Here is a 26,087-nt window from a genome sequence, read left to right as displayed (position 1 = left end):
TTCCAATATATTGGAAATATGGAAATTAATAATGCTATGAAAGCACTTGCTGCTCTAGCCAACGAAACCCGTCTCACGATATTCCGGGTGCTGGTTCAGGCTGGAGAACCGGGACTTCCTGCGGGGCAGCTTGCCAAGGACTTAAGCATCCCTAACGCAACGCTATCTTTTCACCTGAAAGAATTGACGCATGCAGAGCTGGTCATTGCCCGGCAGGAGAGCCGTTTTATCTATTACTCTGCAAATTTCGCAACTATGAACGCGTTATTGAGCTATCTCACCGAGAATTGTTGCGCAGGCACACCCTGCGGCATTGTTGAAGTGTGTTGTGATGAAAAAAACAGCTAAAGAAGCGCTGATTACTAATTAACTGCACGAGCGAATTGCTTCGTTACGCGTCCTGATCATGAATATACTATTTCTTTGCACCGGAAATTCCTGCCGCTCCATCCTTGCGGAAGCCACTTTTAACCATCTGGCGCCCAAAGGCTGGCAAGCAATGAGCGCAGGCAGCAAACCGGCCGGAAAAGTTCATCCGCGTTCACTCGCTCTACTTGAACGCGAAGGGATCGCAACCGAAGGACTTTGCAGTAAATCGTGGGATAATCTGCCGGCCACACCGGATATTGTGATTACTGTGTGTGGTAACGCCGCCGGTGAAACCTGCCCGGCGTATCTCGGGACCGCGCTACGCTCGCATTGGGGTGTCGATGATCCCGCCGAAGCTACCGGAACCGAGGAGACAATCAATGCGGCATTCGCGCAGGCTTATCGAAACTTGCGCGAGGGCATCGAGACTTTTTTATCGCTGCCGCTGGGTGATTTGCGGCAAAATCCTGCTGCTTTTAGGACTAAGCTGGACTACATTGGGATCTTGAAATTTAAGCAGCAACACACCAAATAGTGGCGGCAGTCTTAAACGAGTTATCTATTTTATCGAGTTTTTGTAACTTAACCATTGGAGAATCAACATGACAACCATACAAATATTTGACCCTGCTTCATGCTGTAGCTCAGGCGTTTGCGGTTCCGACGTAGACCAGGAATTGGTCGGTTTTTCCGCTGATGTCGACTGGGCCAAACAACAAGGTGCTGCCATTGAGCGCTTTAATCTGGCACAACAGCCGATGGCTTTTGCAGATAATTCCACAGTGAAAGCATTCCTGGAACGCTCCGGTGCCGAAGCGCTGCCATTGATTCTTGTGGATGGAGAAGTGGCATTGGCAGGCCGCTATCCAAATCGCGGTGAACTGGCGCGCTGGACTGGCGCTGCCGTGGAGGCAGAAGCCGAAGAATCCAGTTGCTGCGGTGGCTGTTGCTAACAGCAAACCTGAGCCAATTGCATGACGCAACTCAAATTCCTCGATCAACCGCCGCGATTTCTGTTCTTTACTGGCAAGGGCGGTGTCGGGAAAACGTCGTTGGCTTGCGCTACCGCGATAACGCTGGCCGATGCCGGTCAGCGGGTATTATTGGTCAGCACCGATCCGGCTTCCAACGTGGGTCAGGTGTTCGGCATGACGATTGGCAATAAGGTTACCTCGATTACCGCAGTGCCCGGATTAGCCGCTCTGGAAATCGACCCGCAAGCTGCCGCGCAAGTCTATCGTGATCGCATTGTCAATCCGGTGCGCGGGGTATTGCCGGACACGGTGGTCAAAGGCATCGAAGAACAACTGTCCGGTGCATGCACGACCGAAATTGCTGCTTTCGATGAATTTACCGCTTTGTTGGTCGATTCGGCGCTGACAGCGGATTACGATCATATTATTTTTGACACCGCACCGACCGGCCACACCATACGGTTGCTGCAACTGCCCGGCGCATGGAGCGATTTTCTTGCGGAAGGCAAAGGCGATGCGTCCTGTCTTGGCCCGCTGGCCGGTTTAGAGAAACAGCGCGCACAATACCAAGCGGCAGTGGATGCACTCGCCGATTCGCAACGCACCCGGCTGGTATTGGTGGCCCGCGCACAGCAAGCCACGCTTCGCGAAGTAGCGCGGACACATGAAGAATTAGCTGCTATCGGATTGACGAAACAATTTTTAGTCATTAATGGATTATTTCCACAAACAGAAACAGCACAGGATCCATTGGCAACTGCAATCTTCCAACGCGAGCAAAACGCTTTGGCAGCCATACCGGAAGTCCTCGGCCAATTGCCTTGCGATCATATTGTACTGAAACCGTTTAACCTGGTCGGATTGACAGCCTTGCGGAAGCTATTGGTTGATGATCAGTCTGTCGAAAGCAGCAATGAATTTACGCATACTGCCATCCCATTTCCCAGCTTATCCAAGCTAACGGATGAGATTGCCAAGGATGGTTGCGGTTTGATCATGCTGATGGGCAAAGGCGGTGTTGGCAAAACCACGCTGGCTGCGGCCATCGCGGTCAATCTTGCGCATCGGGGCTTGCCAGTACACCTCACCACTTCAGACCCCGCGGCGCATTTAAGCGAAACACTCAGCGGTACTATGGATAATCTACTGGTTGACCGGATCGATCCACATGTGGAAACCGAACGTTATCGTCAGCGTGTTCTGGAAACCAAGGGCTCGCATCTGGATGCGCAAGGTAGAGCATTACTGGAAGAAGATTTACGTTCACCGTGCACCGAAGAAATTGCGGTATTTCAGGCATTCTCGCGCATTATCCGCGAAGCGGGAAAGAAATTCGTGGTGATGGATACCGCACCGACAGGACATACATTATTGTTACTGGATGCCACCGGCGCTTATCATCGCGAAGTTATCAAACAAATGGACCCTTCCATCGTGCACTACTCAACGCCGATGATGCAACTGAAAAATCCTAAGCAAACCAAAATACTGCTTGCTACATTGGCGGAAACAACGCCCGTGCTGGAAGCCGCCAGCCTGCAAGCCGATTTGCGCCGCGCTGGTATTGAGCCATGGGCTTGGGTCATTAATAACAGTGTTGCTGCGACGACTGTCCACTCACCTTTGTTGTGTCAGCGCGCCAGTAACGAACTTGCTGATATCAAAACAGTATCCACTATGCACGCAAAGCGTTATGCCGTCGTGCAATTACTCCAAGAAGAACCGGTCGGCGTACAGAAGTTATTGGAATTGTCTCAAACATGCATTGAGAAATCTGCGTAAAGACGCCGCACAGCCTATATTTAAGACGCTTGCAGAGCAGTATCGTTTTGTCAAAAATGAATAAAACCATGCGGCAGATCTTGCGGTTACTTCAGCCCAATTTATTTGAAAGACGTGACTTGGTGGTTTTATTGCGAAGGACTCCCTAAGCCGCATTCACGCTTCCGATATCCAGATAGTTCTTCTGTGAGAGTTGATGGCGCAGTAGTGTAAGATAATCCGTGCATCCGGTTGAGACCGGCGCCTGTCCATCCCAATACAAGGAGTGATACCAATGCAGCCATGGATTTATCTTGCCGTCGCCATCGTCAGCGAAGTGATCGCGACATCATTCCTGAAAGCCGCCGATGGGTTTACCCGCTTGTGGCCGTCGCTGGTGGTTGTCGTGGGTTATCTGCTGGCTTTTTACTTGCTGTCGTTGACGCTGAAGACCATTCCGGTCGGTGTGGCGTACGCGATCTGGTCAGGCGTCGGCATTGTATTGATCGCGCTGAGCGGCTGGCTGTTCCTTGGGCAATCGCTGGATACGCCCGCGTTGATCGGTTTGGCTCTGATCATCGCGGGCGTGGCCGTGATCAATGTGTTTTCCCACACCATTGTGCATTGATACCGTCGTCAGGATTTGCGCAAGTCGGTGAGAAACCGGTCGAGAATTTCCTTCCTGGCATGCGGCATGACCACGACATGCGCGCAGGGTGTCCGTTCTCCGTCAATATCGAGTTGCATGGTCGCCAATGAGTAATGATCGACGATGGTTTTACTCGGAGTAATGAAATAAACCGTATTCGAGCGGTCATTGGCGCGCACCGGCCGCAGGTAACTGTAGTGATTGTTCATTTCTTTCAGTAAATAAGCGGTGTTATCGAGCATTGCTTTGGCATCGGCGGCTTGCCGGGCAAACGCCGATGCGGAACTGAAAAAGTAGAATTCGGCCGGTTTGACGGCATCGCGCGAACAGCTGATCGTGCCGGGCACTTGCTGGATATATTCCGGGTCGTGAATTTGGCTGAACGGGGTGCGGAACGCTTCAAAGTTCGTGCGCGTGGTGATGAATAATCCGGCGGGCGAGGGGAAGCCGAAAAATTTGTGACAGGAAACGGCGATGGAGTCGTAGCGTTTCAGTCCTGCTTTGGAAATCGGATGGCTGACGTTGTGCTGCAAATCGGCGGCAAACGCGGTGTGCGGCAAATAGCCGCCGAATAGCGCGGCGTCCAAGTGAAGATAGGCGGTGCGTTGTTTCAGCTTGGCTTGGATCGCATCGATCGGATCGATTGCGCCTTTGAACGTGGTGCCAATGGTGGCGACCACCAAGGCGGGATGATTGGGATTGGCATTCAACTGCCGTTCCAGATCATTGGCGTCCATGCTGCCGTCGGGCCGGGTGCCAACCACCACCCAGTCGAGCTGCAATAGGTCGCGCAGAATCTGAATCGAATAATGCGCCTCGCGCGTGAAATAAATTTTCGGCATGACGCCGGTGCGGCTTTTAAGAATCGTACGGCCCATGTACAGCCCGTGCATATTGCTGTCGGTGCCGCTGTTGGTAAGGAATCCCCAGATATTGTCCGCTGCGAAGCCATACACTGCGCCGAAGCGATCGATCAATTCCTTTTCAAACGGATGGCAATTGAATGGGATATGGCTGTGATCGTAAGGATTGCCGACATTGTTGAAAGCGAATTGATTGAAACCCACGGCCGCAAGTTCATTGCGCCAGGCGAAAAACTCATCTGGCGGGGTGGTCATATTGATGGGATAGCCGAGCAACCGGCTGCGTTGTTGCGACAGATGCCGCATCGCTTTCAATGCGGTTGCAGCGTTTTGTTGCGGAGCCCGCGCCAGCGTTTGCGTTGCGAGAGCCTGGGGTGAGCATGCAGCCATACAGGCTGTTGCGCCGGATATGCTCAAAAATTGGCGCCGGTTCATTAGCATGATGACCTCCTGATGAGTACGATCATTAGATACTGTGCTGAACGTAAGGTTTCTTTCTTATTTATTTTGCAAGACCGGGGGTCCGCTGCGGTGAATGATCTTGAATAGCGCAGGGAAGACCGCTATCGTAGCGATTCCCTTCCGCTGATAATAATGGTGACTATGAATAAAGCCTTTACCAAGGAAAACGAAGACGACGACGAACCGGACGATACGCCGAAATTACCGCAGGGCTTGAAAAACTACATTACCCCGGCGGGTCATCAGCGGCTGAAGGACGAGTTCGATCAATTGTGGAAAGTGGAACGGCCGGAATTGGTTAAAACCATTACCTGGGCGGCTTCCAACGGCGACCGTTCGGAAAATGGCGATTATATCTACGGCAAACGGCGTTTGCGCGAAATCGACCGGCGCTTGCGATTTTTATCCAAACGCCTGGATAACGCCGAAGTAGTCGACCCCGCGCAACGCGGTGAATGCGATCAAGTGTTTTTCGGCGCTACCGTGACTATTTGCAATAGCCAAGGCGTGGAGCACACCTACAGCATCGTCGGCATGGACGAAGCCGATCCCGGGCGTGGCCGCATCAGCTGGATTTCCCCGCTTGCCAAAGCGCTGCTCAAAGCGCATGAAGGCGATGTGGTGAGGCTGCATACGCCGGGTGGACTGGAAGAGCTGGAAGTGGTGGAGATCCGTTACGAGGCGTTGTGAGATTCAATTTTTATCAGCAATTTATCCGGACAAGCAGTTGGTATTGAGTCGTAGTAAGTTCGTGAGTTTCCGCACAGAACAATAGTAATCATAGCGTTATACTGAATCCATGGTGAAAAAGAGGGAGGGCGCATGGATAGGTATATTGCTTTTATACTGGTTGTTTTGTTATCTCCGGCTGATGCTCAGGCATCGTATTTCAATACCGACCGGCCTCAAAAAATCATGGGATCATTTTTGACTGAGGTCGAACACATCGATGAAGTAGCAGAATTCAGTAATGCGTTTGGATTTGCACCGAAGAGTGTCGATGAAATTACGCACTATCTTGATGCCAATGTGCACAAGATGCTTCCGGTGATTTCGATTGGCAAGCTGCTGTTTGATCCGGGAACAGGAATGTACCGGAACGATCCGTACGGGATTATTGATGCAATTGAGATGTCCGCCGTGCGCCATAGAGAAATTTTATTTTTACTCGATGAACCGTTGTGGACTATACGAAAGGCGTGTAACGAAGGAAAAACCAAGGCATGCCGTGATATCGAGAATCGCTATGCGGACACTTTGGCTACATTGAGATCAGTGGGGCGGTTACTCAGACAGCAATTTCCGGGATCAGGCGTGATGCATATCGAGGCTTGGGCTGAATTAGTCCTGCAAAAACAGGCTTACCCCGATGAGCTCGTGATTATGCTGGATGATGCCGAGTACTTGGGTTTTGATTGTTATGGCGATTTTTATTCCTGTGGCTCGCCGGAACTGGGCTATAACTCGCACATTGATTATGGAACAGGGGTGTGGAATACCATGCAGGCGCTCGAATCAGCGAATCCGATAGGCCGTAAGTTATTTTTAGTGCCTGGAGGGTTCTTGGCCGACAAACTCTTTGACGATGTCGAAACGCTCATGGATCAACTGTACCTTAATGCCTATCTATTGAATCAATCGAAGGAAATTGGCGGGCTGGGCGTGTTCTTATGGGGCGATATGGTCGAAGATGGCCGGTTTTTTACCGGTGCGCGGAATATTCGATCGATCGTTGATCTTATCACCTTGATCGCGCAATTTTTTGGTGTGGGAAAGAAAACATCGTTTTAAGCGTTTGCGGAACATCTTTCGCGATTCAAAGAATCTCGCCATCCACATAAACCCACCGGTCATTTTCCCGCACGAAGCGGCTGATTTCGTGTAAGCGGTGCGCCCGTCCGTTGATTTTGTAACGTGCAACGAATTCCACGATGGCTTGATCCGCAGCGGTTTGTTCATGCCGTTTGACGGTTAGTCCCAGCCATTGCTGTGCCGGTTGTCCAGTCAAATCCAAGGATGCCGGGCGTGTGCTGGGATGCCAGGTGGCCAGCAGATAGTCTTCGCGCATCAAGGTATAGGCGCTGTAGCGTGAGCGCATCAGGTTTTCCGCCGTGGCGGCGGTTTCGTTTTGATCCAGATAACGGCCGCAACAGCTGCTAAATGGTTTGCCGCTGCCACACGGGCAGGATAATTCTTTGGCGCTCTTCACGTGGATATTCAAGATGCTGAGTATGCAGAAATTAATTCCAGCTTTTGGCTGCGCGATAGGGATTTTATCGACAGTTCTCTTTTTGTCGCTTCGGCGCGGTTTTCATAGAATTCTTGATGTACCAGCTGGAATGGCCCACGGCCCTGGGTATAGCGCGCGCCTTTGCCGGCGTCGTGCGCTTTGATCCGGCGCGTCAAATCCGTGGTGATTCCGGTATACAGACTTCCATCGGCGCATCTTAGGATATAGACTGTCCAATGCATATTATTTTGCGTTGTCGATCGTGCAATCTCGAACAATAAAAGTAAAAAGTTTGCGGCCAAAGCAGATGCCGCGCTGACTGATACCGGTTTTATGGTGTAATTTATCACAATCCTCATTTTGCTATCGCGTAAACAATGAATACCCCGCAACGCCGCATCGCGCATCTGGATATGGATGCTTTTTACGCTTCGGTCGAGTTGCTGCGATATCCCGAATTGCGCGGTTTGCCGGTAGTGATCGGCGGACGGGACGAGCACCAGCCGGTGCTGCAAGCCGATGGCAAGCGGCATTTTTACCGTTTGCGCGATTATGCCGGGCGCGGTGTCATTACGACCGCGACGTATGAAGCGCGTGCGCTGGGTGTTCATTCCGCCATGGGGGTGATGAAAGCGGCGCAGCTGGCGCCGGATGCGATTCTGCTGCCGGTTGACTTTCCTGTTTACCGGCATTATTCGCGCTTGTTTAAAGCCGCGGTTGCCGGTATTGCCGCGCAGATTGAAGATTCCGGCATCGATGAGATCTATATCGATTTGACCGGTCTGCCGGAAGATACGCTGCCGCTGGCGCGCCGCATTAAGCAAGCGGTGAAAGATGCGACCGGATTATCGTGTTCGATTGGTATCACGCCGAATAAACTGTTGGCAAAAATCTGCTCTGATCTGGAGAAACCGGATGGTTTGACCATCCTGGCGTTTGATGACATCGCGGAGCGGATTTGGCCGCTGCCGGTGCGGAAAATCAACGGTATCGGCCCCAAAGCGGCCAATAAGCTCGCGTCACTGGGTATCACGACGATTGCCGAATTGACGCGCGCCGAATTGAGTTTGCTTCAGATGCATTTCGGGCGCAGTTACTCGGCCTGGTTGTATGAGGTGTCGCGCGGTATCGATCAGCGTCCGGTGATCACGAACGCAGAGCCCAAATCCATCAGCCGGGAAACCACGTTTGAGCGCGATCTGCATCCGCGCCAGGATCGTCCCGACTTGTCCGAGGCATTTACCGCATTGTGCGTGCAGGTTGCCGGTGATTTGAAACGCAAGGGGTATGCTGGGCGTACCATCAGTATCAAACTGCGTTTCGAGGATTTCCGCACCATCACGCGCGATTTTTCCCTGCCTGCCTATACCAACGATCCGGCCCGGATACGCCGGGCTGCCGGAGAGTGTTTGCGCCGGGTGCCGTTGCAGAAGAAGATCCGGTTACTGGGCGTGAAAGTCAGCACGTTGTGCGCTGAGACTGCCGTGCCGATGGCCGAGGCTTCCCGTCAACGCGAGTTGCCGCTGGTGTTGTGATTTCATCGCAATGCGGTTGACGTTAATATTCGATAAAGGACAGGTAACTGGTTTTTATTGCTATTTTGATTTTTACCTGCTCTTATACACTGGCTGGGATGAGATTCATGAGTTGAGTGCCCGCTGTTGTTGTCCATCGCCCATCACAAAAAACTTAATAAGGAATTGATCAATGATTGATCGTACGAATCTGTACCGGATTGCGCCTTTTGCCGCCTATGTTTTTTTCATGATATTGGAAGACTTGTTGTTGAAGTTTGGCTGGCAAGCCGATGAATTGCGTCTGCTCTATGCGGTGAAAATCACGGTCGTAGCCGCTTTATTGTGGGCGATGCGAAGCGCTTACAGCGAATTGCGCTGGCCCAGCGGCGCGGGCTTGCGGATTTGGGGGGCTGCGCTGGTCGCCGGTATCGTGGTCTTTATCGCATGGATTAATCTGACGGCGGATTGGATGGTGATGGGTGACGCGGTGGGGTTTGATCCGCGCGATAACGGCGAGATTGATTGGTTTCTTGTGACGGTGCGGATCATCGGCGCGGCGCTGGTGGTTCCGGTGATGGAAGAACTTTTCTGGCGGTCGTTTCTGATGCGTTGGATTGAACACCCCAATTTTCTGAGCGTCAATCCGGCGCAGGTGGGAATTAAAGCCTTCGGCATCGTAGCCGCCTTATTTGCGCTCGCGCACAGCTTGTGGCTGGCGGGGTTATTTGCCGGTATTGTCTACGGTTTGTTGTACACGCGCAGCAGAACGCTGTGGTTGCCGATTATCGCGCATGCGGTTACCAATGCGGTATTGGGTATATGGGTCGTGGTGACAGGTAACTGGGGCTTCTGGTAGATGAAAAACGATGGTGAGAAGGAATCCTCACCATCGTTTAAATCACATTTTCAGGATGTTCAACTATTTCCTGGTAAATCAAGTGACGTAGCGCGAATACTTGATCCGGCTTGATGCCGGTATATTCGACGCCCGTGCAGATTATTTTCTGATTTTTCTTGGCGCTTTGCTTGGCGGATCGGATGGTCGCTTTGATGGATAAGGGTATTTCCCTGTCATGTAAGGCGATAGCAAAAGATAGCGTGACTTCCGAACCTAATGTTCCCAATGGTAGGCTTGACGTGATTCCAGCGCCGCAGATACTGAGATCCGTGATGCTGATCGGAATTGATTTCTCAGCAACCGTTGCAGGGAAATTGCATTTGATTCGGCGTGATTTCCGGATACTTTGACCCTGTATGTCTTTGGGAAAAGACAAGTGTAAGTATTTAAAAGGCACCCTGATAATCTTGTCGACAAAAACGGTAAATTTATACGCATATTGTCCGGTAATTAAGCGAACGTGAATTTGCTCGCCTTCAATAAAAGGTTCGCCGATTAATTGATCGGATGCAGGCATGGAGACAATCAGAGTGCTGTCTGGCACATAGCCAATCATGGAAACCGCGCACGAATTGTTTTCGCTGGCATTTTTTGAATACGTGGCCAAAGTAAGATGCATTTTATGGCCTACTTTCAGATGCATATCTTCAAAGACGGTTTTTTCCGGTGCTTGAGCAACGGGTTCCGCTTGTTCCGGATCTTGCTTTTCCATGCGAAAGACCGGTAATTCTTCCAGCTGTTTTAACTCATCTTCCGTCTTGAAAATGTAACCGCGCTTCTGTATGGGTTGGCGGCCCTGATCGAATAAATCCCACGGCAGCGGTTGGCCAACCATCAAGTCTGTTGTTTGTATGGGTATCAAATCCATAATCGTTTACGTAAAGTTAATCGTGAAATTTGCTCAACGGACTAGTCAAATCGGATCACGGGACGCGAACCTGCATTTAAACTGTCGGTATCAGATTTGCTTTTAACGGAGCGGTTGTTTTAAAACTTTAACGACAGTGGGTGTATTGCAGGGTTAGGATATGGAATGCTTGTAAGGATTTTGCCTACGGATTGTAGGAAAAATTAAATTTTAAGCGTGTGTTTCCGCTAATACTTTGGTGGCGGATCCAGTATCAGCAACGAGTCTGCACAACACAATTTTCCGTGTTGTATTTGTTTCTGATCAGTCAAATATCCCGAAGGTTTGCGTTGACCCTTCAAGCAATTCGGTGTTAGAGTTCAATCCATGTGCTGGTTATGGTTTTTGAGGTTCTGTTATTTATTTGTTTTTTTTAGTCTTTTTTAAAGAGGGGGAAGAATGGCGTATAAAGCGATCGACAAAAAACAGATGACGCATGTTGTTGCAGGAGGGTTGTTACTGCTTGGTATGAGTTCATCTGGTGTTCATGCAAACAGCATGATAAGTACCGACAGTTTAAATAATAATCCTTTTGCCAAAGCAATTAAAAATAGCGGCATTGAATTTGGTGGCTGGGTGCAAGGCGGTGCAACGTTTAACCCAAGCCAGACACATGGTTTCATGGGGCCGGTCACTTTCGCGGATCAAGCGAACAGGTTTCAGTTAAATCAATTAAATTTCTTTATACAACGCGGGGTAAAAACAGAAGGTAAAGGTTGGGATTTTGGTTTCCGGGCTGATTTCATGTTCGGTACCGATGCTATTTTCACCCAAGCTTACGGTAATCCCGCTTTTGATGTGAATAACGGCAGGCCATTGGCGGATAGAGGTAATTGGGATCTGGAGATATGCTGTAATTCCAGCCGCACTTATGGCATTGCAATTCCGCAAGCTTTTGCCGAGGTATATGCGCCAATCGGTAATGGCTTGAATATTAAAGTAGGTCATTTCTATACGCCAATCGGGTATGAAACGGTTCCGGCACCCAATAACTTCTTCTACACCCATGCGTATACGATGCAGTACGGCGAGCCTTTCACGCATACCGGTGTCTTGGGTAACTACAACGTCAATAAAAACATCGTCGCGATGTTTGGTACCATCGGCGGTAGTGGAACAGGCGGCTGGGATGGTAACTTTGACAAACAGATGGAAAATTGGGGTGGGATCGGTGGCGTCACTTGGAGTAGTGACGATCACAAAACTTCTCTCAATGTCAGCGGTACCGGCAGTACGACTTCAACCCGCAATAGCAGTTTTTGGGGAATGTACAGTATCGTCCTGAAGCATAAATTCACAGATAAAACCCACCTGATTCTGCAACATGACCATGGTTTTGCGGATAACGTTATGTTATTCAATAATGTATACTCCGGTGTTGTCAAAGATGCGGAATGGTATGGCGTCAATTCGCACTTTTACTATGATGTGACGCCGGATGTATCGGTCGGTGTGCGGGCTGAATGGTTTCGCGATCGTGACGGCTTCCGTGTGTTTGCACCAGGCAGGGTGACTGCGGCAACCGATTACACGGGAAGAAGTTTTGCGAGTAACATCGGCTTGCTGGGTACCAGCACTCCCGCCGATTATTATGCAGTCACTCTCGGTGCGAACTGGAAAGCTGCTAAAACATTAAAAATCGGCTGGCAAGGACTGAAACAATTGAACATCCGTCCGAATATCCGTTATGACCGTGTGGATGCATTGCACGAATCGCTGCAAGCTTCGGCTTACCGGCCTTTTGGCGGCAACAAGGATCAGATCGTGTTTTCACTGGATGCGATTTTGCCTTTCTAAGTTTATAGTTTGATACATGTGACGAGAGTTATGAAATATGAAACAAAAAAATGCGCCCTTGGGCGCATTTTTTTATTCCGCAATGATTGATACGGTATTGCCGCATCAGGTGCGCTAGATTATCCATACTTTCCCGGTACTCCGGCGATTCCAAATGACTGCGTCGCAGGCTCCGGAGAATCTGTCGAAGAACTCCGCTGCGCTTTGAAGCGAAGTTCTTCATTGAAGAATTGATTCTTACCGGTGGTGACGGCGATGCGAGAAATCGATCGTATCAAGTCCAAGTTGATCGTGCGATTCCCGCCCGAAGTAGCCATAAAGCTCGGGGGATTTGAGTAGCGTATGCCGGATGCGTTTGAGGGAGGCGGGCGACTCTCTTACCTTCAAGTCAGCGGCTGCCGGATCATCCGAATTGATGATTGCGTTGGCCACGGCCAATCCCAGCAATTGTCCCTGCAAGTTGTCAAAACCGAAATGAACACCCAGATAAAGCCTGCTGGCGCCATTCTCCAGTTGCGCTTGTGAAAATGTTTTAACCGAGCGGCTGGTGATGTTGCCCGTGCCACTGTTGGTTCCGGTAAGCCAAGGGAGTGTGCCCAAACTGACATCTCCTCCATCAGGTTTGATCTTGTCGCCAAAGAATGCGCGCAAGATTTCAAACGCTGCGGCGCCGGTTGCGCTATGCCCGGAGGTATTGGAAGGATGGGATGGGGTTGCAGCCAGTGGGCGCCAGTCGCTATAGCCATTGGTAACCGTGCCATCCGCTCCGGCATTCAATGCCGTGATCGGCCGCCAGAATTTCTGCTCGTATTTGGAGGCGAATGCGGCAATGCGGGCATCGGCGACAGCGCTGTGCAGCAGTGCGAATAGTTTGGCGTTTTGATTCAGTGTTAATCCCCGGGTTGTGGAAGCGATACGCGCCGCTTCATTGACAAAGAGCTCGGCATCGATTTTGTAGTACAGGGCTTGCGCGGTCTGGTCGGCGCTGCGAACGCTGGATGTGTCCTGGCCATAGGCTTGGACATAATCCAGCTCCAGTTCATATTCCTGGCTGCCAACGTCGGGAGAAATGGGTACCAGCGCCACTAATCTGGCTTTCTCCGAGTTACTCAGGCTGAATGGCGTGACATCCCGCCAGTTCAGATCGATGGCCGGTCTGCCTTGGATCACGCCGCTGGCGTCAAACCCGGTTGGCGCGCCGGTGCTGGGATTGGTAACTCCGGCTCCGGCATTGCTTTGACGCCACAAGCCGATGCCGGGATTGGTTGTTGGCGATAGCGCGGCGCCATAAGTCGTGACTGGACTGGCATTGTCAAGCTGCCGTGCGGCAATAGCGGCTGCAGCCGCCTCTTTGCCCGCTTGGACGCCAGGATCCGATGCTGGTACGCCCAAAGCGGCCAAATCAGCGGCGAGCTGTGCATCCAGCCAGATTCTGGTCGGCCCCCAAGCATCCGCCGCAGGGAGCTGACTCACGATCACATCGTGCGCAGCTTGCGCTGCTGCGGCCTGAGCGGAACCGTTATTGCTCTGCTGGTAGTAGTAATAACCGTTGCTGAAGTGATTGATGGAATTTACCGCATCGAATACCGCGCGCGCCGCGATTGCGGAGATACGAGTGGATAGATTGGAATTCAGCGTGACACCGCTGCCGGTGGTGCCGTCAAAACCTTTGGTGGCTTTGGCGATATGTTGATTCCAGTCGGTAATGACGTCAGCGTGCGCTGGAGGTGCGGATAAAATAATTGCGGCGGCGAGTGTGATGATGGCATGCGGCAATGAGAATAAATGGATTGAGATTTTCATGACGCTTTCTAAAATTAAATAGAGATGTGTCCGCCCGGTTATCCATTGGGAATGGTTTGCGTGTTCCAAGGTTTTACCCAGTAGCGACGATAAGTTAGGCAGTGTTCCAATCCCAGCCAATAAAGCGGTTTCTGTAATCTTCTTCATGCGCTCTCCTGCATTTAATTGATCAATGAGTTAAGAGATTTCAATGGCGTACCGGAGAAAACGCACGATCTCCGTGCGGGTCGTTGAAAAACCAGCTGTGCCGCCGCTACAGAGTGAAAAGCAGGTTCAATGCTGATGGACTCGGCATAAGCTGTGCTTTATTGCCTGCTCCGCTCTGCTTGGCGTCGGCTGGTTTGCGTGCGTTTTCAAATGATCTGTCAGATCAGATGCGAACTCCGATGGCTGCTTACTTTATCGATCGTTATTTATAATGACAAATAATATTAATTCATTTATCTATAATAATTATGTATATAGAAGTGATGGACATGGCCGCTTGAGGAGCTGGGGGCAAGGTCAGCGTGGATATTGGGGTGTTGCCGGTGCATTCAATCCGCAGGGAGGCCGTATTTTTGGAAGTGAAAGATAAGGCGTCGTTTCCCTAAATTATTCCAGTCCAATGAACTGGATTTTATTCTGCAGCATCCGGCTGGCTGTATTGCCGCACTGAGTGCAATAAATTATCCATATCGGCCGGAATATCGGCTTCCCATGCCAGCAGTTGTTTTGTTTGCGGGTGAGTGAGTGCGAGTTTCTGAGCGTGCAATGCCTGCCGGGGGAAATCCGCTAATAGTTGTCCGATGGCTTGCTTGATATGCTTGGGATGTCCGCCGTAAACCGGATCGCCCGCCAGCGGGTGCCCGATCGAATGCATATGTACCCGTATTTGATGTGTGCGCCCTGTTTCAAGACTACATTGCAGCAAAGTGCAACCGGAAAAATGCTCGAGCACCTGATAATGCGTAACTGCCGGTTTTCCCGTACGGGTTACCGCCATTTTCGTGCGGTGAACGGGGTGGCGTCCGACCGGTGCATCGACACTGCCCGCTTGTGTCATTTCACCTAAAACCAGCGCCAGATAATCGCGTTTCACCGTGCGTTGCTGCAACTGGCGCACCAGGTTTGTTTGCGCCTCGAGCGTTTTGGCTATGGCCAGTAATCCGCTGGTGTCTTTGTCCAAGCGATGGACGATGCCGGCGCGCGGCACGTTTTCCAATTGCGGCGCATGGTACAGTAAAGCATTCAGTAAAGTGCCCTGCCAGTTGCCATTGCCCGGATGAGTAACTAGACCGGCGGGCTTGTTGACGACGATGAGCGCTTCATCTTCGTACACGATGGTCAGGCTGATCGCTTCCGCCGTGTACGCGGATTCCGCAGCGCTGTCCTGAGGTGAGATCCGGATATGTTCATTGCCCCACACTTTCTGTTTTACACTGGCTTTCACACCGTCCAGCGTAACCCTGTCCTCACCAATCCAAGTTTGCAACCGGCTGCGCGACAAATCCGGCAACAGCTTCGCCAACGCTTGATCAAAGCGGAGACCGGCATAATCCGTAGGAATCGTTAATTCAATGACAGGTGCGGTAAGTTCATTGCGTGCTTGCGCTGGCGGCTTTACGCTATAATCCCCGGCGGCATCTTTGTTTTTTATGGAATTCGTCATGTTACGTAGTTTAGCTTTTATTCTGTTGTTAACGTTATCCGCGTGCAAATTATTGCAGGATCGCACGGAAGATCAGCAGGACTGGTCGGCCAATAGGTTTTATTCGGAGGCGAAAGAAAAACTTAATGAGGGCAATTATACTGCGGCTATCAAGCTGTATGAGTCATTGGAAGCACGTTATCCCTATGGCCGGATTGCGCAGCAGGCGCAGCTTGAAAGTGCTTATGCGCATTATAAAAACGAAGAGCATGCTTCCGCGATCGCGGCAACAGACCGGTTCATCAAATTGCATCCGAATCATCAGAATGTGGATTATGCTTATTATATTAGAGCATTAGCAAACTTTAACGATAATTGGGGCATGATGGGATTCTTGCTCAGAGGCCCGCTGAAGCAGGACATGAGCGAACGCGATTCAAAAGCGTCGTACGAGTCGTTTGAGAATTTCAAGGAATTGGTGACGCGTTACCCGGAGAGCAAATATGCCGCCGATTCCAGACAGCGGATGGCGTATTTGCTGAATTCCATCGCCATGAGCGATATTCACGTCGCGCGTTACTATATGAAACGTAAAGCCTATGTCGCCGCAGCCAACCGGGCGCAAAACGTGGTGAAGGAATATCCTCGCACCCCGGCTACCGAAGAGGCCTTATATATTATGATCAAAGCCTATGAAGCACTGGATATGCACGATTTGCGCGAGGATGCGGAACGGGTGATGCGAATCAATTTTCCTAAAAGTTACTTTTTGACCGAGTTGCCCGAAGTGGGCGGAAAAAAGTGGTGGCAATTCTGGCGGAACTGACGCTGCCCGCTCACACCGCCGTTATGTCCTGACGCGTTACAGGTGCACGGCCAGCACGTCGCATTGCGCGTGATAGAGAATTCCCGATGCCGTAGAGCCCATCAGCACCGCCAATCCGTGCCGTCCGTGAGAACCGGCGACAATCAAATCGATCCGTTCTTGCGCGGCCAGCCGGATAATTTCCTGTTGCGGTTCGCCCCAGATCAGCCAGCGCCGTTCCGCTGCAATACCGAGCTGATCGCTCATCCGTATGAATTTATTTTTTTCCGCTTCCAGCAAGTCATCCGATGAATCTTCATCGAGTGGAATCACCGTGCCATAAGGCGTGTCCGGCATGGGAATATTATCCAGCACATGAATGATGTGAAGCTGCGCATTAAACTGCTCTGCCAGCGATTGCGCTTTTTGTGCGACAGTCTGGCCATGATCGGTGAAATCGACAGCGAGCAAAATATTCTGATAATGATTCATGTTGAGTTCTTTTTTGTTAAGTGGATGCAAAAACGGAATACACATTCTAAAACAGGCAGGCCCTTTAGGGAAACGCTGATTAATTGACTATACGAGCGAATCACTTCGTTGCGCGGTACTCGCATCCTCGCCTATCTTATTGATGTGTCTTGGTTGCTGTGCTCCGTGCGCCTCGTGCTTCATCTCGTCCGCCGAATTAATCAGCATTTTTAGCATATCTGTGCCTGCGAGAGCCGCAATGATGCCGCGCTATCCGTCATCATGCGGGCGCAGATAATAGGACAAGAAATCACTGACGCGCTGCTCGTATTCTCTACCCGCGTAGCTGTGCATATTGAAATGCCGCGCGCCGGGGACAATCCATAATTCCTTGGGAAATCTCGCCGCGGCGTACAGGCGTTCGGTTTCCGTTTGCGTGGTGTGCACATCATGCGTTCCGGAAATAAACAATACCGGCGCGCTGAGGTTATTGATCCGCGTGATCGGACTCAGCGCATCCAGGGAAACATCCAGATAAAACGATAGCTGCCACAACATCAGCGGCAACAGGATCGAACCATGATCGCCGAAATGCAGCTTTAACCGGTTATCAACCGCTTCTTCGATGGTGGGGTGAAGCGACTCGAGAATGACGGCGTCCAGTTTCAGATTCTGCTGCGCGAGCACAATTGCGGCAGCACCGAGAGAAGCGCCGATCGCGCCAATTCGTTCGGACGGAAAGGTCTTGCGCAGAAAAGCGACGGACGCTTCGACATTCTCCGCTTCGCGCAAACCGAAGGTAATGTGATCTCCGGCGGTTTCCCCGTGCGCTTGCAGATCGATAAACAGCACATTGTATCCCTGATCTTTCAAAAATCGCGCCCGGCTCAGCATTTCCATCCGGTTGCTGCGCATCGAATGCACCAGCAGCAGCGCGCCGCCGCCGGGTTTTCCGCGCGCCAGCCAGCCATGCACGCTAACCCCCTGCTGCGCGGGAATTTCCACGGATTCAACCGGAAAATCCGCCGATAGCGTGCTGACCGCCGTCGGTGCCGGAGCGGTCAGAAGCGGGCCGAGGGCAAACACGATGAGCGTGATGGCAGCGATGACGATGGTGGCGAGCAGAATCCGGAAGCGTGTTGTGTGTTGCATAATTGCAAATGAGCGATAAGCGGTGTCGGGAAAGTGTTTGTTTCTCTTCTAATCCGGCCAATAAGGCTGAATAGGGCGTAATACCTGGAGCGAAAGGAATCGGGTAAAAACGCTGACGAGTGCTTTAACCGATGATCACACGCCCGGATAGAGATGATTTTGACATTTCACTTTCAGTTCTCTATATGATGCTAATGAAATTTAAAAGTAAATTAATTTAGTGATCGGCTTTTAGGGGCTAGATTGTGAAATTGAATTTCCTTTTTTTGAATACACTGGCTGCAAAAGATATAAAGATTGTAAGAAACGTTAACCCGCAATGGATGCTTTTGCTCTGACTGCCGCGGCACGGCAGTTTTTATCACAGAGACATAAATCCTATGCATTAAACTGCAAAGAGCAGGCAGGATTGGATACCTTATCATGATTACTAAAGAGCACAAAGAATTTCAGGAAAGGATGCGTTTGGTGTTGGCTGCATTTGCGCAAGAGCTGCCGCACCGGATCAATGAAATTGAATCCCTATGGCAAAAGCTGCGATCGGAGTGGGATAGCAAAGCTTTGCAGGAAATGCATCGTTCCGTGCACCATTTGGTCAGCAATGGTAAAACATTCGGTTACCCGGAACTGAGTATCGAAGCGCGTGCACTGGAAAAAATCCTGAAAAGCATGTTGCAGGTTTCGACTCCGCTAGACGATTCGCAATCGAGCCGGATTTTGCAGCAAATCGATGCCTTGAAGCGGATTTCTATCGCGCAAGAATCCAAGCAAACAGAGGATGCTGCTTCGCAGGCCCATGACGAAAATGCACTGTTGCCGAATGCGCAAACATCCAGTCTGATATATGTCGTGGAAGCGGATACCGAAGCCGCTCAGGAGCTCGCACTGCAACTGCGCTATTACGGTTACGAAGTGGAGGTATTCAACCATCTGGATAAATTCCGCGCCGCCGTGCAACATAGGCCCGATGCCATCATCCTGATGGATGTCGAGTTTCCGGAAGATGAAATGGGCGGTATTCTGATCATGGAGCAGATTCAGAAAGAGCTGGAGCAACCGGCCCGGGTGATCTTTATCTCGACGCACGACGCTATGGCGTACCGGCTCGGGGCCGTGCGCGCCGGTGGCGTGGCGTATTTCACCAAGCCGATCAACTCCACCGAATTGATCGATCAACTCGATTTGATTACCGCGTCGCAAATTCAGGAGCCGTTCCGGGTTTTGATTGTGGACGATAGCCAAACCATATTGGCGTACCATGCCACGATACTGGAACAGGCCGGGATGCTGGTCAAAACCGTGGTCGAGCCGCTCAAGCTGCTGGGCGCATTGAACGATTTCAACCCCGATCTGATTCTGATGGACTTGTATATGCCGGGTTGCAATGGTGTCGAGCTGGCGCGAGTCATCCGGCAAATCGATGGTTTTCTGAGCACGCCGATCGTGTATCTGTCTTCGGAAAATGATTTCAATACCCAAGCGGAAGCCATGAGTTTGTGCGGCGATGATTTTCTGGTCAAACCGATCGGCGCCGGGCATTTGGTTTCGGCAGTGACGACACGGGCGACGCGCGCGCGCTTTTTGCGTTCGCTGATGATTCATGACGGTTTAACCGGCTTGCTCAATCACACCGCGATCAAGGAAGAATTGGCGCGCGAAGTGATACGGTCCAGCCGCTTGAGCTCACCGCTGTCGCTGGCGATGGTGGATATCGACTTTTTCAAGAAAGTGAACGATACCTACGGACATGCCGCGGGCGATCGTGTGCTCAAGAGCCTGGCGCGGTTGCTGAAACAGCGCCTGCGCGAAACGGATATTGTCGGGCGCTATGGCGGCGAGGAATTTGCCGTGATCATGAACGATACCGATGCGGCATCGGCGGCCAAAGTGATCGATGAGATACGCACGGTTTTCTCGCGCTTGCTGCATTTGAGTCACGATGAAGAGTTTTCGGTCAATTTCAGCTGCGGGATTGCCGATCTCGCGCATTTTCCCGATGCCGTCAGCCTGAGCGAAGCGGCCGATAAAGCGCTTTATCAAGCGAAACAAAGAGGGCGCAACAAGGTGATTGTGAATGCCGGGGATTGAGTCCGCGTAGTTACCGGTCATCGCTGCGGGTGCGCAGCAAGCGGGGCGGATGGATATCCGTATCGAAAGCGAATTGCCGTTTGCTGAAAGCGGCGCGGGATTGCGGATCGGGATCGATGGTTTTGATCGCCTCGATAACCGCAACGCGCGGCGCCAGACCGGCGCGATTAGCCACCTGAATGGCAAGCCCGGGGCGGGCGTTGAGCTCAATGATCATCGGTCCTTGATCCCTATCCAGCACCAAGTCCGCGCCCAAATAACCCAAACCGGTCATCTCGTAACAAGCGGCGGCCAATTGCAACAGCTTATCCCAATGCGGCACGGTCAATTCGGAAAAAGTCTTGCGCGTATCCGGGTGGTGCGTGACGGACTCGCCGTACTGTACCGCGTGTAACGCGCGGCCTGTTCCGATATCGATGCCTACGCCGACCGCGCCCTGATGCAGATTCGCCTTGCCATCGGAAGCATGGGTGGTCAGGCGCAACATCGACATGATGGGATAACCGCGCAACACGATGATGCGGATATCGGGAATGCCTTCATAGCTGTAGTCGGAGAAAACCGGGTCAAGCTGGATCAGCGATTCGATCATCACGGTATCGGGTTTGCCGCCCAAACTATGCAAACCGCTCAGAATATTCGATACATGCCGTTCGATATCGGACAGCTGCATCGCGTCGCCGCTGGGTTTGAAGTAAAGATTATGATCGTGTTCGGTAATCACCAGAATGCCTTTGCCGCCGCTGCCCTTGACCGGCTTGATGACGAACTGGCTGTACGGATGCAGTATTTCCTTCAATGCTTTCACGTCGTGCTGATACTGCACGGTGCCGAGCAATTGAGGCACCGTGATCCCGGCTTGCTGGGCCAGCAGTTTGGTTTTTAACTTGTCATCGACCAGCGGGTATAAGCGGCGCGGATTATAGCGCGAGATCAAACCAAAATTTCTTTGGTTCATGCCGATGATGCCGAAACTTCTCAGTTTCTTAGCGCTTGCCAGCAGCATTGCGTCGTTCCAGGGCATGGAAGCGGTACAACTCGGATAACCGGTAACCGGTATATTGTCCGAGAATCAGGATCAGCGCCAGATTGACCAGCATCAGCTCGGGAAAATTGAAGGTTAAGTATTCAATCGTCCGGTTGGTCATGAATAGATAAGCAATAACCGCGGTCAACAAACTGCCGCCGCCCTGGATGAAAACCTCCCGGGGGCCGTCTTCCTCCCACAGCACCGACATGCGCTCAATGGTCCAGGACAGAATGATCATCGGGAAGAAAGTCACCGTCATGGCCTGATCGAGACCGAGTTTGTTACTCAGAATGCTGATACTCGCGATAATGGCGATGACCACAATGATCACCGCCGAGATCCGCGCGACAAACAATAAGTTCAGGCGCGACAAATAGGATCGGATCAGCAGTCCCGTGCCCACCACGGTGAGAAAAATGATGAGACCGGTGAGCAATGTGGTCTGTATCAGCGCCAATGCAATCAGAATCGGCATGAACGTGCCGGAGGTGCGGATGCCGATCAACAAGCGCATGATGACCACGATCAGTGCGCCGATCGGCAGCAGTAGAATCATTTTGAATGCGTTCTGTTGCTCGATCGGCAGGCTGTAAATCGAAAAGTCGATGATGCCGGCTTGCTTGTTCATGCTGTCGCGCACCACCAGGTCGCGGGTGGAATGAACATTGCGGATAATGGAAAAGGATATCTGCGAGTTTTTACCGCCGACCACATCCAGCAGGGATTGGTCGCCGCGTTGCCAGACCAGGAATTTTTTCGGTTTCCCGCTTTTTCCCGAGTTTTGGTTGAACAGCAGCCACTCGTTACCGATGTACACTTCCACAAAATTGGTCAGCGACTGTCTGCGCCGCCCGTCTTCCAAGTACAAGCCGCGCACGATGCGCGCGCTGATGCCTTCCAGCGCCAGCAAGTTGATGATCAAGTGTGTTTTGTAATCTTCGCTGGATTGTTCATTGATCAGCAGACTCAGGTTCTGGCTGGGCGCTTTGGAATTTAACGTCGTGATCAGTTCCCGGGTAAAAATTTCGGTGTTGGCGGATTTGCTGCGCACCTGATCCAGTAAGGTCGTCGCCGCCGTTCTCAGCACCTCGTCAAACTCGGGTTTCTCCGGTTCGGGCGGGAGATCCGCCGCTGTAGCGGGATGAGCGATCTGTCCAGTTTCGTACATACTCAAGCGATAATAAGCCGTCTGCAAGCCGGATGCCACCCGTTTGCTCCACTGCGCCCGCCGTCCGGACGGCGAAGTCAATTCGCTGAAGCCGTAATCGGACGAAGCGAAATCCTCTTCCATGAAAACAACGCCGGGTGTTTGCGGCGGCAGCGCGAAGGAAACGATAACGGGATCGCCGCGCGCGGCGAAATCGATGCGGGCTTCGATGGTCCACACCGATTTTTTGTCATCCGGCGATAACGGAAACCCCAAAGCGAAATGCTTGTACAAGGTCAAACCGATTCCCAATCCCAGAAGCAGGATGACTACAATATAGAGTCTTAATTTGGCATACATTATTTTGTCGTGGCGGCTGCGGGATTATCGGCTGTAACCGGAGCGGGTTTTTTGCTGACATCGACGATGGCCAGGTCTTGCAGCAAGTTGCGTCCGATCAGCACCTGGTGCTTAAACCGGCTGCGATTTTCCAAGGTGAAGTTGATCTGCTCATCGATATCGGCCAGTATTACGCGCATCCTGACCACCGGGCGGCGTTGCGATTCGCGGTTTCCCAGCTCCTTGACGCGCGCGTAACGGCGCAGACGCCGGGTGAGTTCGATTTTTTCCCCGCTTTGCGGGTGAATTAAATTGAATTTCACAAAGGGTTTTCCATCCCGCTCGAATTCGACAATGTCGAGCGCATTTAACGACGACGTTTGCGCACCGGTATCGATACGTGCGCTGAATTCAAGTCCCGGCGGGTCAAGATGCACCATCTCTATGCCGCCCAGCACGGTTTTGGAATCGATTTTTCCGCTGCCTTTCTGCGCGGCGGATGCTTCCGTATTCTCGCAAACGCATCCATCCGCTTTGGGAGCGCCGGCATTGTCATCGCCAGCGGAAGCTTTATTCGTCTGATCTTTTTCCAGCGATTTTTTCAGCTCGACCAGTTCGGCGAACAACGTGACCAGCTCCGATTCCCGTGCATTGACGCGGGCTTCACGCTCGGATAATGGATCGGTCTGCGGATTGCAAGCGGAGAGCATGAAGCACACGAGCAGTAGGATTAAGCAATGGCCGGAAATGTTAATGAAGTAGTATAAATGAGCGATTCTCATGACCGTATTTTCTAATTCTTTGAGAGTATGGCATTACTGCTGAATAAATGGTACCCGTACAGCGGGCCGGTTGTGCCGGATGCCGCATCGCAATGTCCGTCAATAGGGCGATACAGCGGTTCATCCGGCAAGATAATTGTGTACGTTGTTATTGTAGATGAATCGATAAGGTCTGGTTTTTTTACGTGCAAGCGTAGCGGTGAATTTCCAGGCAGTGCGACGTCACGGTAAATTGATAGCTCCCCGCTTTTTCGTTGCGGGTATCGAACTTGAATTCAAACAGCCCGTTCTGATCGCTCGGATAGGATTGATCGGCAGCTACCGATCCGTCAGCGCGGATCAACTTGAAGTTGAGCAAAACATCCGGAGCCGGTTGCTCGTTGTAGTCCACTCTGCCGTGCAGAATGACGGTTTCACCGGCGGCGTACTGCGTCTTGGGATCGATCAGCACCGGCTGGGATATATGCGTCGCCCATGCTTGACCGGTGAATCCGGTTAGAACCATCAGCCATGGGGATAAAAGCAAAAAGGTTTTTTTTGAGATCATGATCAATGCGGTAACAAGTTGGAATTCATTATGGGATCGGAGCGGGAAGTCAATGCCGGTGCGGAAGGCTATTTCTTGGGCAGGAAAAGATCGGTAATAGTTCCTTCCGCCATCTCCGCGGCAAACAGCACGGTTTCTGACAGCGTCGGATGCGGATGGATGGTCAGGCTGAGATCCTGCATATCCGCGCCCATTTCCAGTGCCAGCACCGTCTCGGCAATCAACTCACCGGCGTTGATACCGGTCATGCCAGCACCCAGGATCCGGCGCGTGGTTTTATCCAGCAGCAGTTGCGTCAAACCTTCCTCGCGCGCCATCGAAATGGCGCGACCACTGGCAGCCCACGGGAAAACGGCTTTCTCGTAATCGATACCCTGTTTGATCGCTTCTTTTTCGGTCAAACCCATCCAGGCAATTTCCGGATCGGTGTAGGCGACCGACGGAATCGTGCGCGCATCGAAGATGGCTTTGTGTCCGGCGATCACTTCGGCAGCCAGTTTGCCTTCGTAGGAGGCTTTATGCGCCAGCATCGGTTCGCCCACGATATCGCCGATAGCGAAAATATGCGGCACGTTCGTGCGCATTTGCGGATCGACCGGGATAAAGCCGCGTTCATTGACCTGAATACCGATTGCTTCGGCGCCGATCTCGCGTCCATTCGGGCGGCGTCCAACTGCCATCAGAATGCAGTCATACGTTTGCGGTTGCGGCGCGTTCTCGCCGTCGAAGGTGGCGGTCAATCCGGCTTCGGTAGCTTCTATGTGGGTGACCTTGGTTTTCAGATAAATCGCTTCGTAGCGTTTGCCGATACGGCGCTGCAACGGTTTGACCAGATCGGGGTCTGCGCCCGGAATCAATTGATCCATCCATTCCACCACGCTGATTTTGCTACCCAATGCGGCATAGACCGTGGCCATTTCCAGGCCGATGATGCCGCCGCCGATGATCAGCATGCGTTGCGGCACATCGCTCAGCGCCAGCGCGCCGGTGGAATCGATCAAACGCGGATCGTCGTACGGAAAACCGGGAATGCGCGTGACGCTGGAACCGGCGGCGATGATGCAGTGCTCGAACGAAATTGTTTTTAAACCTTCCGCCGTTTCGACTTGAATGCTGTGCGCAGTGGCAAATTTTCCACTGCCGTGCACGACTTCGACCTTACGCTGTTTGGCTAATGCTTTCAGCCCCTTGGTCAGTTTGCCGATGACCGATTCCTTCCAGCCGCGCAGTTTGCCGAGGTCGACTTGCGGTTTGCCGAATACAATCCCGTGCGCTGCTACTTCTTCCGCTTCGGTGATGACTTTGGCTGCATGCAGCAGCGCCTTGGACGGAATGCAGCCGACATTCAGGCACACGCCGCCGAGCACTGGATAACGTTCGATCAGGATGACTTTCTTGCCCAGATCAGCCGCGCGGAAAGCCGCGGTATAGCCGCCGGGGCCGGCACCCAGCACGACCACATCCGCGTGCATATCACTTGAAACAATGGATTGGGAAGATGCGGCGGGTGCTGGTGCAGCTGGTTGAGCAGGTGATTGTTCGCGTTCTTGGGTAGCTGCTTCCGGGCGCACCGGTTCGGCAGATTGCTCTGTGACTGTCAACGTCAGGATAACGGTTCCTTCCGATACCTTATCACCCACTTTTACCTTGATGTCTTGCACCACTCCGGCTTGCGGCGCAGGCACATCCATCGAAGCTTTGTCGGTTTCCAGCGTGATCAGCGAAGCTTCCTTCTCAACCGTATCGCCGGGCGCGACGAGAATCTCGATGACGGGAACATCCTTGAAATCACCGATATCGGGAATTTTTATTTCCACAACTTGCGTCATAACATCCTTTTGCTGAGATGAGCGTTGGTTTGCGTGC

At 51.9% G+C, this 26,087-nt stretch carries 25 protein-coding genes; 12 read left to right on the top strand and 13 right to left on the bottom strand.

Going from position 1 to position 26,087, the window contains the following annotated elements:
- Positions 1-18: 18 nt before the first annotated feature.
- The 5 genes from ABD07_RS07630 (at position 19) to ABD07_RS07610 (ending at position 3,732) form a co-directional block, all read left to right on the top strand.
- A complete protein-coding gene (locus ABD07_RS07630; RefSeq protein WP_160817801.1) occupies positions 19-348 on the top strand; it encodes an ArsR/SmtB family transcription factor in 330 nt (109 codons plus the stop codon).
- Positions 349-406: 58 nt separating this feature from the next.
- Positions 407-904: an arsenate reductase ArsC gene (locus tag ABD07_RS07625; protein ID WP_108699260.1), complete on the top strand. Its 498-nt coding sequence runs from the start codon at positions 407-409 to the stop codon at positions 902-904.
- 67 nt (positions 905-971) lie between these two features.
- On the top strand, positions 972-1,322 hold the full coding sequence (arsD, locus tag ABD07_RS07620) for an arsenite efflux transporter metallochaperone ArsD (protein ID WP_108699259.1): 351 nt from the start codon (positions 972-974) through the stop codon (positions 1,320-1,322).
- Between the two features lie 21 nt (positions 1,323-1,343).
- The gene (gene arsA / locus ABD07_RS07615; RefSeq protein ID WP_160817800.1) at positions 1,344-3,125 is read left to right on the top strand and encodes an arsenical pump-driving ATPase; all 1,782 of its coding nucleotides are present in this window, start codon (positions 1,344-1,346) and stop codon (positions 3,123-3,125) included.
- A 274-nt stretch (positions 3,126-3,399) separates the two neighbouring features.
- On the top strand, positions 3,400-3,732 hold the full coding sequence (locus tag ABD07_RS07610; RefSeq protein ID WP_160817799.1) for a DMT family transporter: 333 nt from the start codon (positions 3,400-3,402) through the stop codon (positions 3,730-3,732).
- An 8-nt stretch (positions 3,733-3,740) separates the two neighbouring features.
- On the opposite strand, the gene ABD07_RS07605 is transcribed toward ABD07_RS07610, so the two are convergent.
- The gene (locus tag ABD07_RS07605) at positions 3,741-5,057 is read right to left on the bottom strand and encodes a pyridoxal-dependent decarboxylase (protein WP_160817798.1); all 1,317 of its coding nucleotides are present in this window, start codon (positions 5,055-5,057) and stop codon (positions 3,741-3,743) included.
- 162 nt (positions 5,058-5,219) lie between these two features.
- Here ABD07_RS07605 and greB point away from each other — a divergent pair, with 162 nt between their 5' ends.
- Together greB and ABD07_RS07595 are read left to right on the top strand one after the other, a co-directional pair.
- Positions 5,220-5,768 (top strand): transcription elongation factor GreB, encoded by a 549-nt coding sequence (gene greB, locus ABD07_RS07600; protein ID WP_160817797.1) that lies wholly within the window; start codon positions 5,220-5,222, stop codon positions 5,766-5,768.
- Positions 5,769-5,900: 132 nt separating this feature from the next.
- The gene (locus ABD07_RS07595; protein ID WP_160817796.1) at positions 5,901-6,869 is read left to right on the top strand and encodes a hypothetical protein; all 969 of its coding nucleotides are present in this window, start codon (positions 5,901-5,903) and stop codon (positions 6,867-6,869) included.
- 25 nt (positions 6,870-6,894) lie between these two features.
- Here the strand turns inward: ABD07_RS07595 and ABD07_RS07590 are convergent, their stop codons facing one another.
- Both ABD07_RS07590 and ABD07_RS07585 read right to left on the bottom strand, forming a co-directional pair.
- Complete coding sequence (locus ABD07_RS07590; protein ID WP_338040569.1) at positions 6,895-7,287, bottom strand: YchJ family protein; 393 nt, start codon at positions 7,285-7,287, stop codon at positions 6,895-6,897.
- A gap of 8 nt (positions 7,288-7,295) precedes the next feature.
- Positions 7,296-7,667: a GIY-YIG nuclease family protein gene (locus ABD07_RS07585; RefSeq protein ID WP_338040568.1), complete on the bottom strand. Its 372-nt coding sequence runs from the start codon at positions 7,665-7,667 to the stop codon at positions 7,296-7,298.
- 18 nt (positions 7,668-7,685) lie between these two features.
- Between ABD07_RS07585 and dinB the strand changes: the two genes are divergently transcribed.
- Together dinB and ABD07_RS07575 are read left to right on the top strand one after the other, a co-directional pair.
- Positions 7,686-8,843, top strand: a complete 1,158-nt coding sequence (dinB, locus tag ABD07_RS07580; protein ID WP_160817795.1) for a DNA polymerase IV — start codon at positions 7,686-7,688, stop codon at positions 8,841-8,843.
- A 172-nt stretch (positions 8,844-9,015) separates the two neighbouring features.
- A complete protein-coding gene (locus ABD07_RS07575) occupies positions 9,016-9,681 on the top strand; it encodes a CAAX prenyl protease-related protein (protein ID WP_108699252.1) in 666 nt (221 codons plus the stop codon).
- Between the two features lie 37 nt (positions 9,682-9,718).
- On the opposite strand, the gene ABD07_RS07570 is transcribed toward ABD07_RS07575, so the two are convergent.
- On the bottom strand, positions 9,719-10,591 hold the full coding sequence (locus tag ABD07_RS07570) for a flagellar brake domain-containing protein (protein ID WP_160817794.1): 873 nt from the start codon (positions 10,589-10,591) through the stop codon (positions 9,719-9,721).
- Between the two features lie 438 nt (positions 10,592-11,029).
- Here ABD07_RS07570 and ABD07_RS07565 point away from each other — a divergent pair, with 438 nt between their 5' ends.
- A complete protein-coding gene (locus ABD07_RS07565) occupies positions 11,030-12,427 on the top strand; it encodes a porin (RefSeq protein ID WP_160817793.1) in 1,398 nt (465 codons plus the stop codon).
- A gap of 237 nt (positions 12,428-12,664) precedes the next feature.
- On the opposite strand, the gene ABD07_RS07560 is transcribed toward ABD07_RS07565, so the two are convergent.
- Together ABD07_RS07560 and rluD are read right to left on the bottom strand one after the other, a co-directional pair.
- Positions 12,665-14,377, bottom strand: a complete 1,713-nt coding sequence (locus ABD07_RS07560) for a vanadium-dependent haloperoxidase (RefSeq protein WP_160817792.1) — start codon at positions 14,375-14,377, stop codon at positions 12,665-12,667.
- A 472-nt stretch (positions 14,378-14,849) separates the two neighbouring features.
- Positions 14,850-15,881 carry a 23S rRNA pseudouridine(1911/1915/1917) synthase RluD gene (rluD, locus tag ABD07_RS07555; protein ID WP_160817791.1) on the bottom strand — a complete coding sequence of 344 codons (1,032 nt, stop codon included), beginning with the start codon at positions 15,879-15,881 and terminating at the stop codon, positions 14,850-14,852.
- Between rluD and ABD07_RS07550 the strand changes: the two genes are divergently transcribed.
- The gene (locus tag ABD07_RS07550; RefSeq protein ID WP_108699373.1) at positions 15,880-16,686 is read left to right on the top strand and encodes an outer membrane protein assembly factor BamD; all 807 of its coding nucleotides are present in this window, start codon (positions 15,880-15,882) and stop codon (positions 16,684-16,686) included. The genes rluD and ABD07_RS07550 overlap by 2 nt on opposite strands.
- A gap of 36 nt (positions 16,687-16,722) precedes the next feature.
- Here ABD07_RS07550 and ABD07_RS07545 read toward each other — a convergent pair whose 3' ends face one another.
- The gene (locus ABD07_RS07545) at positions 16,723-17,157 is read right to left on the bottom strand and encodes a universal stress protein (RefSeq protein WP_160817790.1); all 435 of its coding nucleotides are present in this window, start codon (positions 17,155-17,157) and stop codon (positions 16,723-16,725) included.
- A gap of 249 nt (positions 17,158-17,406) precedes the next feature.
- A complete protein-coding gene (locus ABD07_RS07540; protein ID WP_160817789.1) occupies positions 17,407-18,288 on the bottom strand; it encodes an alpha/beta hydrolase in 882 nt (293 codons plus the stop codon).
- 423 nt (positions 18,289-18,711) lie between these two features.
- On the opposite strand from ABD07_RS07540, the gene ABD07_RS07535 reads away from it, so the two are divergent.
- Positions 18,712-20,376 carry a GGDEF domain-containing response regulator gene (locus ABD07_RS07535; protein WP_160817788.1) on the top strand — a complete coding sequence of 555 codons (1,665 nt, stop codon included), beginning with the start codon at positions 18,712-18,714 and terminating at the stop codon, positions 20,374-20,376.
- Positions 20,377-20,386: 10 nt separating this feature from the next.
- On the opposite strand, the gene ABD07_RS07530 is transcribed toward ABD07_RS07535, so the two are convergent.
- From ABD07_RS07530 to lpdA, 5 genes are all read right to left on the bottom strand, one after another.
- Entirely contained in the window at positions 20,387-21,400 is a 1,014-nt protein-coding gene (locus tag ABD07_RS07530) for an alpha-L-glutamate ligase-like protein (RefSeq protein ID WP_164502785.1), read from the bottom strand.
- The gene (locus ABD07_RS07525) at positions 21,363-22,913 is read right to left on the bottom strand and encodes an inactive transglutaminase family protein (protein ID WP_160817787.1); all 1,551 of its coding nucleotides are present in this window, start codon (positions 22,911-22,913) and stop codon (positions 21,363-21,365) included. Before ABD07_RS07525 ends, ABD07_RS07530 begins: the two co-directional genes overlap by 38 nt.
- Positions 22,913-23,602 (bottom strand): ATP-dependent zinc protease family protein, encoded by a 690-nt coding sequence (locus ABD07_RS07520; RefSeq protein WP_240142472.1) that lies wholly within the window; start codon positions 23,600-23,602, stop codon positions 22,913-22,915. Before ABD07_RS07520 ends, ABD07_RS07525 begins: the two co-directional genes overlap by 1 nt.
- A gap of 253 nt (positions 23,603-23,855) precedes the next feature.
- Positions 23,856-24,221 (bottom strand): hypothetical protein, encoded by a 366-nt coding sequence (locus ABD07_RS07515; RefSeq protein WP_160817785.1) that lies wholly within the window; start codon positions 24,219-24,221, stop codon positions 23,856-23,858.
- 68 nt (positions 24,222-24,289) lie between these two features.
- Entirely contained in the window at positions 24,290-26,050 is a 1,761-nt protein-coding gene (gene lpdA, locus ABD07_RS07510; RefSeq protein ID WP_160817784.1) for a dihydrolipoyl dehydrogenase, read from the bottom strand.
- Positions 26,051-26,087: the final 37 nt, after the last annotated feature.

The sequence above is a fragment of the Nitrosomonas oligotropha genome, from assembly GCF_009833085.1.
Lineage (GTDB): Bacteria > Pseudomonadota > Gammaproteobacteria > Burkholderiales > Nitrosomonadaceae > Nitrosomonas > Nitrosomonas oligotropha.
The sequence above is the reverse complement of the archived record's forward strand: the minus strand, read 5'-3'. Positions and strand labels throughout refer to the sequence as shown.